At 66.6% G+C, this 17,303-nt stretch carries 13 protein-coding genes; 8 read left to right on the top strand and 5 right to left on the bottom strand.

Annotation, left to right across the window (positions count from 1 at the left end; translation table 11 throughout):
* Positions 1-4: 4 nt before the first annotated feature.
* The gene (locus AC1D2L_RS08800; RefSeq protein ID WP_476845477.1) at positions 5-661 is read right to left on the bottom strand and encodes an acetyltransferase; all 657 of its coding nucleotides are present in this window, start codon (positions 659-661) and stop codon (positions 5-7) included.
* A gap of 97 nt (positions 662-758) precedes the next feature.
* The gene (locus tag AC1D2L_RS08795) at positions 759-1,838 is read right to left on the bottom strand and encodes a LacI family DNA-binding transcriptional regulator (RefSeq protein ID WP_476845476.1); all 1,080 of its coding nucleotides are present in this window, start codon (positions 1,836-1,838) and stop codon (positions 759-761) included.
* A gap of 115 nt (positions 1,839-1,953) precedes the next feature.
* Between AC1D2L_RS08795 and AC1D2L_RS08790 the strand changes: the two genes are divergently transcribed.
* From AC1D2L_RS08790 to AC1D2L_RS08770, 5 genes are all read left to right on the top strand, one after another.
* Positions 1,954-2,970, top strand: coding sequence for a TRAP transporter substrate-binding protein (locus AC1D2L_RS08790; RefSeq protein WP_476845475.1), 1,017 nt, complete (start codon positions 1,954-1,956; stop codon positions 2,968-2,970).
* A 58-nt stretch (positions 2,971-3,028) separates the two neighbouring features.
* Entirely contained in the window at positions 3,029-4,915 is a 1,887-nt protein-coding gene (locus AC1D2L_RS08785) for a TRAP transporter large permease (protein ID WP_476845474.1), read from the top strand.
* 36 nt (positions 4,916-4,951) lie between these two features.
* Positions 4,952-5,491, top strand: a complete 540-nt coding sequence (locus AC1D2L_RS08780; protein ID WP_476845473.1) for a VOC family protein — start codon at positions 4,952-4,954, stop codon at positions 5,489-5,491.
* A gap of 137 nt (positions 5,492-5,628) precedes the next feature.
* Positions 5,629-6,900 carry a ribulose-bisphosphate carboxylase large subunit family protein gene (locus tag AC1D2L_RS08775; RefSeq protein ID WP_476845472.1) on the top strand — a complete coding sequence of 424 codons (1,272 nt, stop codon included), beginning with the start codon at positions 5,629-5,631 and terminating at the stop codon, positions 6,898-6,900.
* A gap of 14 nt (positions 6,901-6,914) precedes the next feature.
* Entirely contained in the window at positions 6,915-8,183 is a 1,269-nt protein-coding gene (locus AC1D2L_RS08770; RefSeq protein ID WP_476845471.1) for a four-carbon acid sugar kinase family protein, read from the top strand.
* 19 nt (positions 8,184-8,202) lie between these two features.
* On the opposite strand, the gene AC1D2L_RS08765 is transcribed toward AC1D2L_RS08770, so the two are convergent.
* Positions 8,203-10,071, bottom strand: coding sequence for a putative bifunctional diguanylate cyclase/phosphodiesterase (locus tag AC1D2L_RS08765; RefSeq protein WP_476845470.1), 1,869 nt, complete (start codon positions 10,069-10,071; stop codon positions 8,203-8,205).
* A gap of 326 nt (positions 10,072-10,397) precedes the next feature.
* On the opposite strand from AC1D2L_RS08765, the gene AC1D2L_RS08760 reads away from it, so the two are divergent.
* Positions 10,398-11,804, top strand: a complete 1,407-nt coding sequence (locus AC1D2L_RS08760; protein WP_476845469.1) for a sodium:proton antiporter — start codon at positions 10,398-10,400, stop codon at positions 11,802-11,804.
* A gap of 16 nt (positions 11,805-11,820) precedes the next feature.
* Positions 11,821-13,248, top strand: coding sequence for a M20 family metallopeptidase (locus AC1D2L_RS08755; protein WP_476845468.1), 1,428 nt, complete (start codon positions 11,821-11,823; stop codon positions 13,246-13,248).
* 14 nt (positions 13,249-13,262) lie between these two features.
* Here the strand turns inward: AC1D2L_RS08755 and AC1D2L_RS08750 are convergent, their stop codons facing one another.
* Positions 13,263-14,063 (bottom strand): IclR family transcriptional regulator, encoded by an 801-nt coding sequence (locus tag AC1D2L_RS08750; protein ID WP_476845467.1) that lies wholly within the window; start codon positions 14,061-14,063, stop codon positions 13,263-13,265.
* 115 nt (positions 14,064-14,178) lie between these two features.
* On the opposite strand from AC1D2L_RS08750, the gene AC1D2L_RS08745 reads away from it, so the two are divergent.
* Complete coding sequence (locus AC1D2L_RS08745) at positions 14,179-15,480, top strand: MFS transporter (RefSeq protein WP_476845466.1); 1,302 nt, start codon at positions 14,179-14,181, stop codon at positions 15,478-15,480.
* A 67-nt stretch (positions 15,481-15,547) separates the two neighbouring features.
* Here AC1D2L_RS08745 and AC1D2L_RS08740 read toward each other — a convergent pair whose 3' ends face one another.
* Positions 15,548-17,071 carry an ABC-F family ATP-binding cassette domain-containing protein gene (locus AC1D2L_RS08740; RefSeq protein ID WP_476845465.1) on the bottom strand — a complete coding sequence of 508 codons (1,524 nt, stop codon included), beginning with the start codon at positions 17,069-17,071 and terminating at the stop codon, positions 15,548-15,550.
* Positions 17,072-17,303 lie beyond the last annotated feature (232 nt).

Raw genomic sequence — 17,303 nt, 5'->3', positions numbered from 1 at the left:
AATCTCAGCTCGGAATTGGAGGCGTGACGATACGCGCGGGAACGCCATAGGCCCTCGCGCGCGGGGGAATCGGATGAACGACACAGGCCCCGGCGCCGATGACCGTGTCCTCACCGATCACGATCCCGGGGATAACGCTCGTTCCTACACCGAGGAAGCTCAAGCGTCCAATCGTCACGTTGCCGGCCAGCGCACAGCCCGGCGCCACATGCGCGCCCTCACCGATATGGCCGTCATGATCCAGGCTGGCCCGGGTGTTGAGGATACAGGCATCGTCGAGGCGGCTGTCGGCATTGACGACGGCGCCGGCCATCACTGCGATCCCCCGGCCCAGCATCACGGATGGGGACAGCGTAGCCGTGGGGCTGATGGCGTTGGCGAGGGTAAAGCCCATCGCCTCGAGCGCTCGCGCCAGCTTGAGCCGAACGCGATTGTTGCCGATCGCGACATGGGCATGGGTGATGCCCTCGCTTCGCAGCCGGGGCAGGTCATCGTCGCCGGCGATGATCGCGGCACCGTTGACCAGCGTCCCCACCATGGCGGAATCGATGAGGCCGACGAGTTCATGGCGGCCTTCGGCACGAATCAAATCGATCACCACCTTGGCATGGCCGCCTGCGCCGATGATCACGGTCTTTGCCAGAACAGGCGCGGTCGCCATTCGAAACTCCACCGAGGGGTTGGGTCGGGGACATCCCTATAAGGCCAAGCGCCCCCGGATTCCAGCGCGCCGCCGCCGGCCCAAACGGGTGCCCGCTTCAGGGCAGGTTCTCGCGCAGGATGATCTCGGTGCTGGGGCCGGTCGTGCCTTCCAGCGCCGGGCGCCCTGCCCTGAGATTGGCGAAGATCGAGACGCAATCCATCAGCGAGGCCTGCGGGTTCTGGTTGAGCACGGCGTCCATCGCACCGTCGATCAGCAACGCACGCGTGTCGGGCGTCAGGCCATGCCCGACGAAGACCACGTCGTTCTGGCGTCCAGCCTCCCTGAGCGCGCGGACAATGCCCTCGGGCGCGCCGCCGATATTGTAGATCCCGGCGAGATCGGGATGCTGGGCCAGAAGCGTCTTGGTGTGTCGGTAATTGCGCGCCTCCTCGTCATGGCCTTCGCGCATCGCGACGACCTCGATCGCCGGGAAAAGCTCCTGGAAGAGGTGCAGGAAGCCCATTTCACGCTCCTCATGGGCGCGGTAGCTCAGGCTGCCTGCAATCACCGCGACCTTCGCCGGGCGAGGCCCGATGAAGCGGGCCAGGAGGTATCCGGCTGTGCGCCCGGCCGAGCGGTTGTCGAGGCCGACATAGGCGACGCGGCGGGTGCTGGCGATGTCGGAGATCAGCGTCACCGCCGGGACGCCGCGATCGGCAAGCCAGTCGACAGCCTCGCGGACAGTGGGGTGCTCGAGCGCCATGAACGCCACGGCGTCGACATCGCGTGCAAGCCTGCGCAGGTGCTGGGCCAGCAGATCGGGCTTGAAGCTCTCGATGTAGTCGACGCGGGCGCGCATGTTGAAGGAGGCGAGCTGGTTCTGGGAGCCTGCGATGAGTCGCCCGAGCATTCCGAGGAACCGGTTGCCACCGGCCGGGAGCAGGAAGGCGAGCTGCAGCGGCTTGAGCGCCCCCGCCGGCAGGCTGGCATCGAGGATGTAGCCGAGTTCGCCCGCCGCCTGGAGCACGCGCTGGACCGTGACGGAACGAACCCCGGGGCGCTGGTTCAGCACCCGGTCGACCGTGGCCGTCGAGACACCGGCCAGGCGCGCGACGTCCTCGACCGTCGCCATCAGGCGGCGGCGGGGCGCCGTCGTGTTGTCGGGAGGAACGCGAGCATCCGAGTGGGCCTTCACGCAAAATCCATCAGAAACAATCAGAAAATGAGTTTGACCTCCGTCATCCGCAATTCCTATCGTTTTGGCAAGAACACGATCAATCAAGTCGCTCAGCGACGCCAGGGAGATGACGATGACCCATTTGACCCGCCGCACGGTGTTGCGCACCCTTGCCGCCACGCCGGCCGTATCGCTGATCGGCATGCCGCATGTCGCCCGCGCAGCCGAGATCGAGCTGAAATACGGCAATAACCTGCCGCTCAGCCATCCCCTGAACATCCGTGCCGCCGAGGCCGCCGAAGAGGTCAAGCAGAAGACCAACGGCCGGGTCGAGATCAAGATCTTCCCGAACAATCAGCTTGGTGGCGACACCGACATGCTGAGCCAGGTCCGCAATGGCGGCATCACCTTCTTCACGCCCTCGGCGCTGGTGATCGCAACGCTGGTCCCGGTCGCGGCGATCAACGCGGTCGGCTTCGCCTTCGCCGATTACGACCAGGTCTGGAAGGCGATGGACGGCAAGCTCGGTGCCCATGTGCGCGAGGCGATCTCCAAGGTGAACCTCTTCGCCTTCGAGAAGATGTGGGACAACGGCTTTCGCCAGATGACCACCTCGGGCAAGCCGATCGAGAACGCCAAAGACATGTCCGGCCTGAAGATCCGCGTGCCCGTGAGCCCGCTGTCGATCTCGATGTTCAAGTCGCTCGAGGCGGCGCCCGCCAGCCTGCAGTTCTCGGAGGTCTATTCGGCGCTCCAGACCAAGGTCGTCGATGCGCAGGAAAACCCGCTGCCGATCATCCAGGTCGCCAAGCTGTTCGAGGTGCAGAAGAACTGCGCCGTCTCCAACCACATCTGGGATGGCTTCTGGTTCATCGCCAATGGCCGCGCCTGGCGCGGCCTGCCGCCGGACGTCCAGAAAATCGTGGGCGATGCCATCAACGCCGCCGGCGTCCGGCAGCGCGGGGACATCAAGTCGCTGAACGAGACCGTGCAGGCAGACCTTCAGTCGAAGGGCCTCGCCTTCAACAAGACCAACCCCGATTCCTTCCGCGCCAAGCTGCGCGAGGCCGGATTCTACAAGGAATGGCAGGAGCGTTTCGGCGCCGAAGCCTGGGCGCTTCTCGAAGATGCCGTCGGCAAGCTGGCCTGAGCGGCCCATTTCGCACTACACGGCGCGAAGACGCTAAGAACATCAGGACGCGCCCGCCATGGACATCCATGCAACGACTCTGCACGCCCCCGTCACCCGCCCGAACACCGGCCTCGGGCGGGTGGCGGACCGGCTCGACCGCGCCGTCGGGGGCCTCGTCGAGGCCGCCGCCGCGATCCTCGTTTTCGTCGAGATGGTCATCCTCGCGGCGGGCGTGACGGCGCGCTACGTCTTCCACGCACCACTGGTGTGGTCGGACGAGCTCGCCTCGATCCTCTTCCTCTGGCTCTCGATGCTGGGGTCGGTCGTTGCCCTGCGGCGCGGCGAGCACATGCGCATGACCGGGCTCGTCAGCCGCGTCTCGCCTGGCACACGCGCCTTGCTGGAAGCCCTGGCGATCACGGCCTCGATCGCCTTCCTGCTGATGATCATCCCGCATGCCATCGAATATGCCGAGGAAGAGAGCTTCATCGTCACGCCGGCGCTCGAGATCACCAATGCCTGGCGGGCGGCTGCGATTCCTGTCGGCATGGGACTGATGCTGCTGGCGGCGAGCTTTCGGCTGTTTCGGTTCGGTTCGCTCAAGCCTGTCCTGCTGGCGGCGGGCCTGACAGCCGCTCTGGTCGTGCTGTTCTACCTTGCCGGCCCCACCCTGAAGCCGCTCGGCAAGCTCAACCTGATCGTCTTCTTCGTCGGCGTGGTCGCGCTCAACGTCTTCTCCGGCGTGCCGATCGCGTTCTCCTTCGCGCTCGCCACCTTCGGCTATCTCGCCTGCACCACCACGACGCCGATGATCGTCATGGTCGGCCGGCTCGACGAGGGTATGAGCCATCTGATCCTGCTCGCCGTTCCCCTGTTCATCTTCCTGGGTGCGCTGATCGAGATGACCGGCATGGCGAAGGCCATGATCCAGTTCTTGGCCAGCTTGCTCGGCCATGTCCGCGGCGGCCTGTCCTATGTGCTGGTCGGCGCGATGTACCTGGTCTCGGGCATCTCCGGCTCGAAGATCGCCGACATGGCTGCGATCGCACCCGTGCTGTTTCCCGAGATGCAGAAGCGCGGCGCAGAGCCCGGCGACCTTGTCGCCCTGCTCTCGGCCACCGGCGCGCAGACCGAAACTGTGCCGCCCTCGATCGTGCTGATCACCATCGGCTCGGTCACCGGCGTCTCGATCGCGGCTCTGTTCACCGGCGGCCTGCTGCCGGCCCTGGTACTGGGTCTGGCGCTCTGCATCGTCGTGCGCTGGCGCTATCGGCACGAGGATCTCAGCCATGTCGCGCGCATGCCCAAGCGCGAGATCGCCAAGCTTGCCCTGATCGCGCTGCCGGCCGTGGCGCTGCCCTTCGTGATCCGCGCCGCGGTGGTCGAGGGCGTCGCCACGGCGACGGAAGTCTCGACCATCGGCATCGTCTATTCCGTGCTGGCGGGGCTCTTGCTCTACCGCCAGTTCGACTGGCGCCGCATTCCGCGCATGCTGGTCGACACCGCCTCCCTCACCGGCGCGATCATCTTCATCGTAGGCTGCGCCACCGCCATGGCGTGGGGCCTGACGCAATCGGGCTTCTCGCATGACCTGGCGCAGATCATGGCCGCGGTTCCCGGCGGCACCTGGGGTTTCCTGGCGATCTCCATCGTCGCCTTCATCATTCTGGGCAGCGTGCTCGAGGGCATCCCGGCGATCGTGCTGTTCGGCCCGCTGCTGTTCCCGATCGCCAAGCAGGTCGGCGTGCACGAGGTGCACTACGCGATGGTCGTGGTCTTCGCGATGGGCATCGGCCTCTTCGCCCCGCCTTTCGGCGTCGGCTATTACGGCGCCTGCGCGATCAGCAAGGTCAATCCCGACGAGGGCCTGAAATACATCTGGGGCTACATGGCGGCCCTGCTGATCGGGCTTGTCGTGGTGGCCGCAGTGCCGTGGATCTCCACCGGCTTCCTGAAATTCTGATCCCCACGACACATTCGAGCATAAGGGCATTCGCAGATGAGCCGCTTTTTCGGCCAGATCCGGCAGCTGGGCTATGTCGTCCCCGATATCGAGGCGGCGATGGAGTATTGGACCCGCGAACTCGGCGTCGGGCCGTTCTTCTACAACCCGAAGGTTCCGATCAGGAACTACCGCTACAAGGGCGAGGCCTATGAGCCCCACAACTCCGTGGCGCTGGCCAATTCCGGGCCGCTGCAGGTGGAGTTGATCCAGTGCCGCAACGCGGTGCCCTCGATGTACAAGGATTTCACCGATGCCGGTCATAGCGGCCTGCAGCACGTCGCCTACTGGACCTCGGACTACGACGCCGATCTCGAGCGGCTGACCGCGCAGGGCTTCAAGGTAGTAATGTCGGGCGAAGTCGGCGAGCGCGGCCGCTTCTGCTATTTCGACACACATTATCACCCCGGCACCGTGATCGAGCTTTCCGAGGTCGCCGGCCCCAAGGGCGAAATGTTCCGCCTGATCCGCGAGGCCGGCGAGAGCTGGGACGGGACCGACCCGGTCCGGCCGTTCCCCGATCTCAGCAAGCTCTGAGGATACGTGGTGCCGATCCGTCCCCGTCATGGCGAGCGGAGTTGAAGCAAACCAGTCCCATAGGGCTCTACGTCCCTTGGATTGCTTCGTCGCTGCGCTCCTCGCAATGACGGAAAGCCGGCCGCAGGAATGATGAGATGACCAGCGAACGCTTCGAGGCGTCCTATCTGATCGAGACGCCGCTCGACCCCTCCAAGGTCGCGGAGATCATGGCCGGCGAGCAGTCGAGCGGGACCTTCACCCGCGTCGCGGGCGAGACCGACGAATTGCGCTCGCGCACCCGCGCGGCCGTGACCGCGGTCGCGCCTCTCGAGACCGTCGACGAGCCGAGCCTTCCCAACGCCTGGCTGGCTCGGAAAGGCGTCGCCGGGCCCTGGCGTCGGGCGCGGGTCGCGATCTCGTTCCCGGTCGACAATGTCGGGGCCAACCTCGCGACCTTGGCCTCGATCGTCGCCGGAAACCTCTACGACCTCGGCGAAGTCACCGGCATGAGGCTGGACACGATCACGCTGCCGGCGTCCTTCCGCAGCCGCTTTGCCATGCCCACGCAGGGCATTGCGGGTACGCGCCGGCTGACCGGCGTCGCGCAGGGGCCGATGGTCGGCTCGATCATCAAGCCCAATGTCGGCCTGAGCTCGGCTGAGACGGCGGCGCTGGTGACGACGCTCTGCGGCGCCGGGCTGGACTTCATCAAGGACGACGAGATTTCGGCCGACCCGGTGCATGCGCCCCTGGCCGAGCGCATTCCTGCCGTGATGGACGCGGTGCGCCGGCATCAGGACCGCACCGGCAAGGCCGTGATGATCGCCTTCAACATCACCGACGAGACCGATGCGATGCGCCGCCACGCCGATCTCGTGGCGCGAGAAGGCGGCACCTGCGTGATGGCGAGCCTGAACTGGTGCGGCTTTTCCGCAATCGAGAGCCTGCGCCGCTCGACCGACCTCGCCTTGCATGGCCATCGCAACGGCTTTGGCGCGATCTCGCGCCATCCCATGCTCGGGATCTCGTTCCAGGCCTACCAGACGCTGTGGCGGCTGGCCGGCGTCGACCACATGCATGTCCATGGCCTCGCGGGGAAATTCGCGCAGGAGGACGATGAGGTCGTGACGTCGGCGCGCGACTGCGTGACGCCGCTGGCGGAAGGCCTCGACGACCGCGTGCTGCCGGCCTTCTCCTCGGGGCAATGGGCCGGGACCGCACAACCGACCTGGGACGCGATCGGCCATGACGACCTGCTGTTCATGGCAGGGGGCGGCATCCTGGCCCATCCCGGTGGACCCGCCGCCGGCGTCGCCAGCATCCGGCAGGCATGGGCTGCGGTCGCAGCAGGCGTGACGCTCTCCGACGCCGCGCGCGAACAGGGAGAGCTGCGCCAGGCGCTCGACTTCTTCGGCAAGGGCGCCTGATGAGATCGCAGCGCATGCCTCGCTATGGCTGGTATGGCGATGATTTCACCGGCGCTTCCGACACGCTGGCGACGCTGGCCGAGCGCGGGCTGCGGGCGCTGCTGTTCCTCGCCGTACCCACCGAAACCCAGCTGACCGCCGCCGGGCCGCTGGATGCGATCGGCATAGCAGGTGCGACGCGGACGATGGCGCCGGCCGGGATCGCGGGCGAACTCGACGCGACGGGGCGGTTCTTTGCGGCGCAGGGCGTCGAGCTGATGCATTACAAATGCTGCTCGACCTTCGACAGCGCGCCCGCGATCGGCAGCATCGGTGCGGCTGTGCGGGCTCTGCGGCCGCATTTTGCCAACCCGCTCGTGCCTATTCTGGGCGGGCAACCCAATCTCGGGCGCTATTGCCTGTTCGGCACGCTGTTTGCGGCGGCGGGACTCGGCGGCACCGTGCACCGCATCGACCGTCATCCGACCATGGGCGTGCATCCGGTGACGCCGATGGCCGAGGCCGATCTGCGCCGGCACCTCTCGGCGCAGGGGCTCGGACACATCGCGCTGGTGGATTATCGCAGCTACACGGCCGCTGAAGCCGGCGCTGCACTCGCCACCGCAATGGAGACATCGCCTGAGGCCGTGCTGTTCGACGTGGCCGAAACCTCGGATTTGGCTGTAATCGGCAGGCTTCTCCTGGAGCACGCGCGCGCAACACCCATGCTCGTGGTCGGAGCCAGCTCCGTGGCCCAGATGATGCCTGCGCAGTCGCAGGAGGCGAGCGGCAGCGAGCGCGCCGCGGGGGCGCCGGCCTCTGGTCCGGTTCTGGCCCTGGTCGGCAGCCTGTCGCCGGTGACGCGCGCGCAGGTCGAGGCTGCAACCGGCTACGCCCGGGTCGCGATCGACGCAGGACGCCTCACAGCCGACGCCAGCTATGGCGAGGTACTGTCCCAGCAGGCATGCGACGCGCTCGGCAGTGGAAACGTCATGCTCATCACCGACCGCCCCGAGGCTGCCCCGTCGAATACCGCAGGCGTAGCGGCTGCGACTGCGGCCCTGCTGCGCTCGATCATGACCGAGGCAGACGTCTCCCGCCTCGTTGTCGCGGGCGGCGACACCTCGACGCTCGCGATCAAGGCGCTCGACATCTGGGGCCTGTCCTATCGCGCGCCGCTGGTGGCGGGCGCGCCGCTATGCCGGACGCATAGCGCGACGCCGCGCCTAGACGGCCTCGATATCGTGCTGAAGGGCGGACAGATGGGGCCGCCCGATTTCTTCGCTATAGCAGCCGGCGGCTGAGGCGCGACCGCGGCGACCGTCAGGCGGCCCGGGCCCGCGGGTCGCTGTGCCCCACCGATGCCCAGTCGGTATCCAGCGGCATCGGCACCGCCCCCGGCACACCCTGCGCGTGGCGACGCAGCAGCGCGGCCGTCGCATCCCGGTCGACCGCTCGGGAGAACAGGAAGCCCTGGCCAAGCGTGCAGCCCATCGCGAGCAATTGCTCGACCTGGTCGACGGTCTCGATGCCCTCGGCGACCACGCGGATCCCCAGGCGCTCCGCGATGCCAAGCACGCCGGCGACGATCGCCATGCTGGAATCGCCGGTCGAGAAATCGGCGATGAAGGAACGGTCGAGCTTGATGTTGTCGGCCGCCAGCATGCGCAGATGCGTCAGCGATGCGTAGCCGGTGCCGAAATCGTCGAGCGACACGCTCATGCCATGCACCCGCAAGGCCTCGAGCTCGCGGGCAATGACATTGTCGCGCCGCCCGACATAAACGCTTTCATTGACCTCCAGCGCCAGCAGACCGAGCGGAACGCGATTATAGCCAAAGGTCTCGGCGATCTCCTGCACCAAATTTCCGGCGTGGAGATCGGCGGTCGAGATATTCACGCCGACCTTCTGGATCGGCAGGCCTTCGTCGAGCCAGCCGCGCATGTCGACGCTGACGAGGCTCAGCATGCGCCGTGTCAGCGCCGAGGCGACCCGGACATCGCAGGTCGCGTCCTGGAGGGCGGACGCCGTCACGATCGCCCCGGCGCGCGTGCGCAGGCGGCAGAGCGCCTCGAGACCGATGATCTCGCGGGTGTCGAGGCGGACCACCGGCTGGTAGTAGGCGTCGATGCGCCCGTCCTCGAGCGCCTCGGCGAGATCCTTGATCGCCATGCGCCGATGCGTCATGCGGGTGCCGATGCCGGGCCAGTAGCGGACATAGCCGCCGCGCCCCGTCTCCTTGGCATGATAGAGCGCAAAATCCGCGTTCTGGCGGACGTCGTCGGCGTCGCCCTCGGCCGCGTCGTAGACGGCTCCGCCGATCGTCGCCTGCGGCACGATGATATGGCCGCCGCAATCGGCCGGTTGGGCAACGGCTGCGAGCACGCGCGATGCCGTGTCATCGAGCGCGCGCAGGCTGTCCGGGTTCTGGATGAGCACGGCGAACTCGTCGCCACCGAGGCGGAAAGCGACATCAGGCATCATCGCATCGGCGATCCGGCGCGCCACGCGCTGAAGCAGGACATCGCCCGCATGATGGCCGAAGGTGTCGTTGGCGACCTTGAGATTGTCGAGATCGAGGATGAACAAGGCCCAGTTGCCTGAATCCGTGTTCGGCAGCTGCGCCAGCGCCAGGTCGAAGGCGGCCCGGTTTGCCAGGCCGGTCAGTGCATCGACGAGAATCCGCCGTTCGCGATCAAGCACGCGCGCATGGCGCTCCAATGCGATGTCGAACAGGCGGCGGCAGCTTTCCATGACACGGCGCTCGCGCCTCGTGGGGCCCCGCATCTCGCCATAGTAGAAGGCGACAACCGCCACCACCGCCCCCGCGAGATCGCAGATCGGATAGGACCAGCTCGCCCGCACGCCGATCGGCCGAAACAGCGCCTTGAACGCCGTCCATTTCGGATCGTGCTCGATGTCCTCGACCGCCACAGGGGTCCGTGTATAGGCAGCAGAGCCACAGGAGCCGGCGCAAGGCCCGATCAGAACGCCCTCGAGGCTGCTGCGGATCTCGGCGGGGAAGCCCGGCGCGGCGACGGAGCGCACGAGGTTGCCCCGGTCTATCATCAGCACCGATGCACGAACGCCGGGCAGATACCGCTCGACCTCGAGACACAGCCTGTCGATCGTCGCGTGGAACGGCTCGCCGCGCGCAATCATCTCGAGAACTGTGTTCTGCAATCGAAGCACGCTGCCCCCCGGCAAGCCAATCAGCACTGACCTGCTTACCTACAGTCATCCGGTAAAACTGCCGTTGTCGATTTCATTAAATGGCATCGCATTCCAACACGACGTCACGTGAGCGAAACTGTTACTGCACTTCCCGTCGGGCATATGCCGATCATGTCGCTGAAATCCTGGAGCATCCTGTGTAATGACCGCGGGGCGACCCCGCCAGGCTGCGGAGACTGGCCGGGCTCCGCGACCCCCGGCACAATTCAGGTGAAAGCGTCGCGAGCTGCCTCTATAGCTCCTGCGCCGGATCGCCGCGCAAGCGGCAGGGGGGATTGATCACGATGAAGTCTGTTGCCAGCCTGGTTCTGCTTTGCCTGTTTCCGACTGCGGCGTTGGCCGCGGGTGATTTGGGGGGAGCGACGCTGGGCGGGCTTTGGGCGCTGCCCTTCGCTGGCATGCTGCTCTCGATCGCGCTGGGACCCGTGCTGTTTCCGCATTTCTGGGAGCTGAACTACGGCAAGTTCGCGGCTTTCTGGGCGGCGCTGACGCTTCTGCCGCTGGTGCTGTTTCGCGGGTTCGAGCCGGCCCTGGGCGCGCTGTTGCATACCGCGCTGCTTGAATACCTGCCGTTCATCATCCTGCTCTTCGCGCTGTTCACCATCGCGGGCGGCATTCTGATCACCGGCAACCTGCATGGCACGCCGGCGACCAACACCGCGCTGCTGGCGATCGGCACGCTGATGGCGAGCTTTGTCGGCACGACCGGCGCCTCAATCATCATGATCCGGCCCGTTTTGCGCGCCAACGACGCGCGGCGCCACAACGTCCATGTCGTGGTGTTCTTCATTTTCCTGGTCTCGAACATCGGGGGCTCGCTGAGCCCGCTAGGCGACCCGCCGCTGTTCCTGGGCTTCCTCCGCGGCGTCGACTTCTTCTGGACCACGACGCATCTCCTGCCCCAGACCAGCTTTGCGGTCTTTGTCCTGCTGGCCGTGTTCTACGCCCTCGACAGCTGGCTCTTCCGCAAGGAGGAGGGAACTCCCCAGGTCAAGGACCCGACGCCCGATCGCGCGATCAAGTTCTTCGGCAAGATCAACATCGCGCTGCTGGGTGGCGTGATCCTGGCGATCCTGGTCTCGGCGCGCTGGAAGCCCGGCATCGTCTTCGACGTCAGGGGCGTGCATGTCGAACTGCAGAACCTCGTGCGCGACATCGTGCTGCTGGGGCTGGCTGCGCTCTCGCTGGCGCTGACCCCCAAGCCGGTCCGGGCCGGCAACGAATTCACCTGGGGCCCGATCAAGGAGGTTGCCAAGCTGTTCGCCGGCATCTTCATCTGCATCATCCCCGTGCTGGCGATGCTGCAGGCTGGTCGCAACGGCGCCTTTGCAGGCCTCGTTGCCATGGTAGCCAATCCCGACGGCTCGCCCAACAATGTCGCCTACTTCTGGCTGACGGGTGCGCTCTCGTCCTTCCTAGACAATGCTCCGACCTATCTGGTCTTCTTCGAGCTCGCAGGTGGCGACGCCCAGACGCTGATGACGACGGGCGCGCTGACGCTCGCGGCGATCTCGGCGGGCGCGGTCTTCATGGGCGCCAACAGCTATATCGGCAACGCCCCGAACTTCATGGTCTATGCCATCGCCAAGGACCGCAAGGTCGCGATGCCGAGCTTCTTCCGCTACATGCTCTGGTCCGGCGGCATCCTGATCCCGCTGTTCCTGCTGCAGACCCTGATCTTCTTCCGCTAGCATCACCGGTACGAGCATGACGGTCCATCAGAACACTCCCGAAATCTGGCGGCTGGCAGATGCCAAGCGCCGGGCCTTCTTCGATCTCAGCGATCGCATCTGGGCGGTGCCGGAGCTGAACTTCCAGGAACGGCATGCCGCGGCCGAGCATGCCGCGATGCTGGCAAGCGAGGGCTTTCGCGTCGAGACGGGCGTTGCCGGGATGCCCACGACCGTGATCGGCGAGGCCGGGGCCGGCGGCCCTGTGATCGCGATCATGGGCGAATACGACGCCCTGCCCGGGCTCAGCCAGAAAGCCGGCGTCACCCAACCCGCCCCGGTCGAGGCCGGCGGCAACGGCCATGGCTGCGGCCACAACATGCTGGGCTCCGCAGCGCTGCTCGCCGCCACCGCCGTCAAGGACTGGCTCGAGGCCAACGGCATCGCGGGCAGGGTCCGCTATTACGGCTGCCCCGCCGAGGAGGGCGGCTCGTCGAAGGGCTTCATGGTCCGCGCCGGGTTGTTCGACGATGTCGACGTCGCGCTCTGCTGGCACCCCGCCGCCTTCACCGGCGTCAGCGAGGCCGTGTCGCTCGCCTGCGTCGAGGTCGAATTCACCTTCCATGGGCGCGCCTCGCATGCCGCAGCGGCGCCGCATCTGGGCCGCAGCGCGCTCGATGCGGTCGAGTTGATGAATATCGGCGTCAACTACATGCGCGAGCACATGCCATCCTCGGCGCGCGTGCATTACGCAGTGATCGATGCCGGCGGCATCGCCCCCAATGTCGTGCAGGCCAAGGCCACCGTGCGCCACCTGATCCGGGCGCGGACCCTGGGCGAGATGTGGGATCTGGTGCGGCGCGTGCGCAATATTGCCGACGGCGCGGCCCTGATGAGCGAGACGCGGGTCGAGGCGAAGCAGATCTCGGGCGACGCCAACCTCGTCGGCAACAGGCCGCTCGAGGAGGCGATGCACGCCAATCTGATGCGTTTGGGCGGCCCGGGCTTCGACGCCGCCGACCATGATTTCGCGGCGCAGTTCCAGGCGACGCTCTCGCCCGAGGACATCAGCTCCGCCTATGCCCGCGCCGGCCTGCCGGTACGCGAGGGCGAAGCGCTGAACGACGAGATCTATCCGCTCGACCGCATCAGCAACGGCTCTGTCGGCTCGACCGATGTCGGCACGGTGAGCTGGGTCGTGCCCACCGTGCAGTGCCGTGTCGCCTGCTATGCGGTGGGAACGCCGGGCCATTCCTGGCAGCTGGTGGCGCAGGGGCTGGCGCCGGCCGCCCATAAGGGGCTGGCGCTTGCGGCCAAGGCGATGGCGGGCGTCGCGGTCGACGTGCTGACGCAGCCGGAGCTGCTCCAGGCGGCCAAGGCGGAATTTGCAGCTTTCCGCGCAAAAAACCCCTTCCAGAACCCGATCACCGACGACATCGCGCCGCCGCTCGACATGTCGGCCTAAGCCAAGGGAAGCGCTCAGCGGGTCCGCAGCATCACGCGCCCCTGCGAGCGGCTGAGCGACTGCGCGGTCTCGATGACCAGCGGCGCGAAGCGCTCGACGAAGACGTCGGGCGCCCACTCCGTGATCGATGCGGCGATGTGGACCGCCGCGAGCGGGCGTCCCGCGGCGTCGATCACGGCAGCCCCGACCGTGACCTCGCCGAGAACGGTCTCCTCGACGGCGAAGCCGTAGCCATTGCGCCCGGCCTCCGCGACCTTCTCCAGGATCACTGCGGGATCGGTGATCGTCTTCGCAGTCCGCGGCGCCAGATTCGAGCGGGCGATGATGGCCACGGCTTCCTCATGCGGCAGCTGTGCCAGGATCGAGCGCCCGCCCGCCGTGCAGAACACCGGGATGCGCCGGCCGACCAGCGTGCTGTCGAAATACTCGCGCTTCATCTGCTGCCGGATGACGTAGATCGTGGTCGTGTCGTCATAGAGCGACAGGTTGACCCGCTCGCCGCAATCGTTGCGCAGGGCGAGCAGCGCGGGCGTGGCCAGTTCGACCAGCGGATTCGAGCGTAGATACGAGAAGCTCAGGTCGAGAACCGGCTTGCCGATGCGGAAGCGGCGCGTGCGCTCGTCCTTCTCAAGATATCCCAGCTGCCACAGCGTATGGGCGAAGCGCTGTGTCGCGCTTTTGTCGAGGCCGGTATGGGCTGCGATCTCGATCAGGCTGAGATCGCTGTTGGTATGCTGGAAGGCCTCCAGCACACGAAACGCTTTTGCCACAGATGCGACATGAAGCGCGTCTTCGCGCACGGGACTCGTCGCCACTTTATTGACATCTCCGCGATTTTCCCTACGATTTCACATATTACATTGCAATTCAAGAAATTGTAATGCGACTAATGTGGGCAGATGCGTTTCTGCCGGGCAAGGGGAAGGCCAGATGGCAAGCAGTCAAGCAGGAACGGTCCCGGCGCAGGCCGCCGGACAGGCACCCACAGAGGCCGAAAGCAGGCGCGCCGTCAGTGCAGCCGTCATCGGCAACGTGCTTGAATGGTATGATTTCGCCATCTACGGCTTCGTCGCGACGATCATCGCCAAGAACTTCTTCCCCGGCGGCGACGAGGTCGGTGCGCTGCTCGCGACCTTCGCCACCTTCGGCATCGGTTTCGTTGCCCGCCCTCTGGGCGGCATCATCATCGGCCGCATGGGCGACACCAAGGGCCGCAAGGCCGCGCTCGTGCTGACCATGTTCATGATGGCGCTGGGCACGGTCGGGATCGGCCTCATCCCGAACTACAGCTCGATCGGCATCCTGGCGCCGTTGCTGCTGGTGATCTGCCGCCTGCTGCAGGGCTTCGCGGCCGGCGGTGAATGGGGTGGCGCCACGGCGTTCATCGTCGAATGGGCTCCCAAGGGCCGTCGCGGCTTCTTCGGCAGCTTCCAGCAGGCCAGCGTCGCAGGCGGATTGCTGCTCGGCTCCGGCGTTGCCGCGCTGTTCAGCACGGTCCTGACCCCGGACCAGATGGAATCCTGGGGCTGGCGCCTGCCGTTCCTGCTCGGCTTCTTGCTTGTGCCGGTCGGCATCTACATGCGCAGCAACATCGAGGAGACCCCGGCCTATCGCGATGCGCAGGACGCCGTGCCGCAGGATCGCACGCCCGGCTGGATCCTGGCCGCCAAGGCCTTCGGCTTCACCATCCTGTGGACCGTGTCGTACTACGTCATCCTCTACTACATGCCGACCTTCACCCAGAAATATGCCGGGTTGAGCCGCACGGAGTCGCTCTGGTCGAATACGATCGGCCTCGTCATCCTGGTGGTCACGATCCCGCTCATGGGCGCATGGTCGGACAGGATCGGCCGCAAGCCGCTGTTGCTGGGCTGCTGCCTCGCCTTCGCGCTGCTGACCTATCCGCTGTTCTCCTACATGCTGTCGGGCGTCTCGCTCATGCATGTCATCGGCGTGCAGCTGGTCTTCGGCCTGATGATCGCGATGTTCTCCGGTCCCGGCCCCGCCGCGATCGCCGAGATCTTCCCGACCAATTCGCGCTCGACCTGGATGTCGACGGGCTACAGTCTGGCGACCAGCGTGTTCGGCGGCTTTGCGCCCTTCATCGCGACCTGGCTGATCAGCGCGACGGGCTCGCCGATCTCGCCGACCTACTACCTGATCCTGGCGGCCATCGCCTCGGCCATCGTGATCGCGACCCTGCGCGAAACCGCGCATGAAGAGCTGCGCTGAGGCGTAGAGCGACAGCCTCGCCCGCGACGCCGCTGCGTCGCGGGCGAGGCTTCAGAAAGACAAACGTTCAGTTCGCGCCCCGCATCGCCGTGAAGAACGCCTCGGGGCTGTCGGCCTCGACCAGTTTCTTGCGCTCGATCACCCAGAAGCGGTTGCCCACTGAGCGCACGAAGCTGCGATCATGCGAGACGAGCAGGCAGCTCGCCTGCTGCGCCATCAGTTCCCCCTCCAGCGCCTCCTGACCGTCGATGTCGAGATGGTTGGTGGGCTCGTCGAGCAGATAGAAATTGGGATTGGCGAGCCTGAGCGCGAGCATGCCGAGCCGCGCCTTCTGCCCGCCTGACAGCGTTCCGACGCGCTTCTCCTGCAATTCCACCGACATCCCGGCCCCGGCCAGTAACGAGCGCGCGCGCTGCTCGCCGACATCGAAGCGCCGCGTGATCACGCGCATCGGGGTTTCTGCGTCGTCGAGGTCAGCGAGCGCCTGGTCGCCATAGCCGAGCACCAGCGAGGGCGTCGCCCGCACAGCCCCTTGCGCCCCGCTTTGCCCGATCGCCGCGCGCAGCAGCGCGACCAGCCTGGTCTTGCCGGCACCATTGGGGCCGAGCAGCACGATCCGGTCGCCCTGGCAGATGAAGCGCTTTCCTGTCGTGAACAACAGCGTGCCGTCGGGCGCGTGCACGGCGGCATCGTCCAGCGTGACCAGCACCTGGGCATGGGTGCCGCGATGCGCCAGGCGGATCGCACCGGCTGACGCCTCGCGGTGGGCGGGCCTGGCCATATCCTCAAGCTTCTCGGCGCGCTGCTTCAGCTGCTTGGTCTTGCTGACGAGGAGATCGCTGCCGGAGTTGATGCCGATGTTCTTCAGCTTCGCCGCCTGCCGGCGCAGCTGGTCGGCGGTCTTGATGTCGCGCTCGTAGCGCCGGGCATCGGCGGCATCCGCCTCGTCGAGCGCCAGCCGCGCCCGCCCATAGGGCAGCGCGAAGAGCTGGGACTGCTCCGGCCGCAGGAACAGGGTGCGGTTGGTGGTGGCATCGAGGAAGGCCCGGTCATGGCTGGCGACGATCACCGGGACATCGCGCGGCAAGGCGTTCAGCCAGGATTCGAGCCGCGCGATGCCTGCGAGATCGAGATGGTTCGTCGGCTCGTCGAGCAGGAGCAGGTCGGGCTCGGTCACCCATGTCCGCGCCAGCAGCGCCAGGCGTTGCCAGCCGCCGCTGAGCGCGGCGACCCGCCTGTGCCGCAGCGCCTCGGGCACCTCCAGCGCCTCGAGCGCGACATCGACACGCCAGCCCTCGCTTTGCGCCTGCTCGGCCGACAGCGCCTGTAGCACCGCATCATGAAATGTCTTGTCGGCGAGCGCCGGCGGCAGGCTCTGCTCGACATGGCCGATGGTCAAGCCGCGCGCCTTGGTGATCTCGCCTTCGCTGGGGTCGATAGTTCCCGCCATCAAGCGGAAGAGCGTCGACTTCCCGCGCCCGTTGGCGGCGACGATGCCGATGCGGTCGCCGGAATTGACGGTCAGGTTGAGATTGGAGAATAGCGGGCTCGACAGCGTGATGCCGAGATTGCGGAGGGTGAGGAGGCTCATGAGGGTATCCTGGCCGAACGTCGCGAGCCGCCATGGCGGGGCTCTGGGCCCTCGGCCATGCGAGGCGTCGCTACTGCAATGCAGGCGCGCAACAACTCGCGACCGTCAGGCCGGGCAGCGCGCGCCACGAAAGGGCAGACCAGGAGTTCTTGGGAAACGGTGTCTGGTCAGCCCTGCAAACGCATTTGCAGGGCCTGAACCGGGCCACGCTGGCGATGGTGCCGGAAGTAGA

This window comes from Allobosea sp. P1_B10 (assembly GCF_056406735.1).
This window is presented reverse-complemented; position numbering and strand designations above follow the sequence as displayed.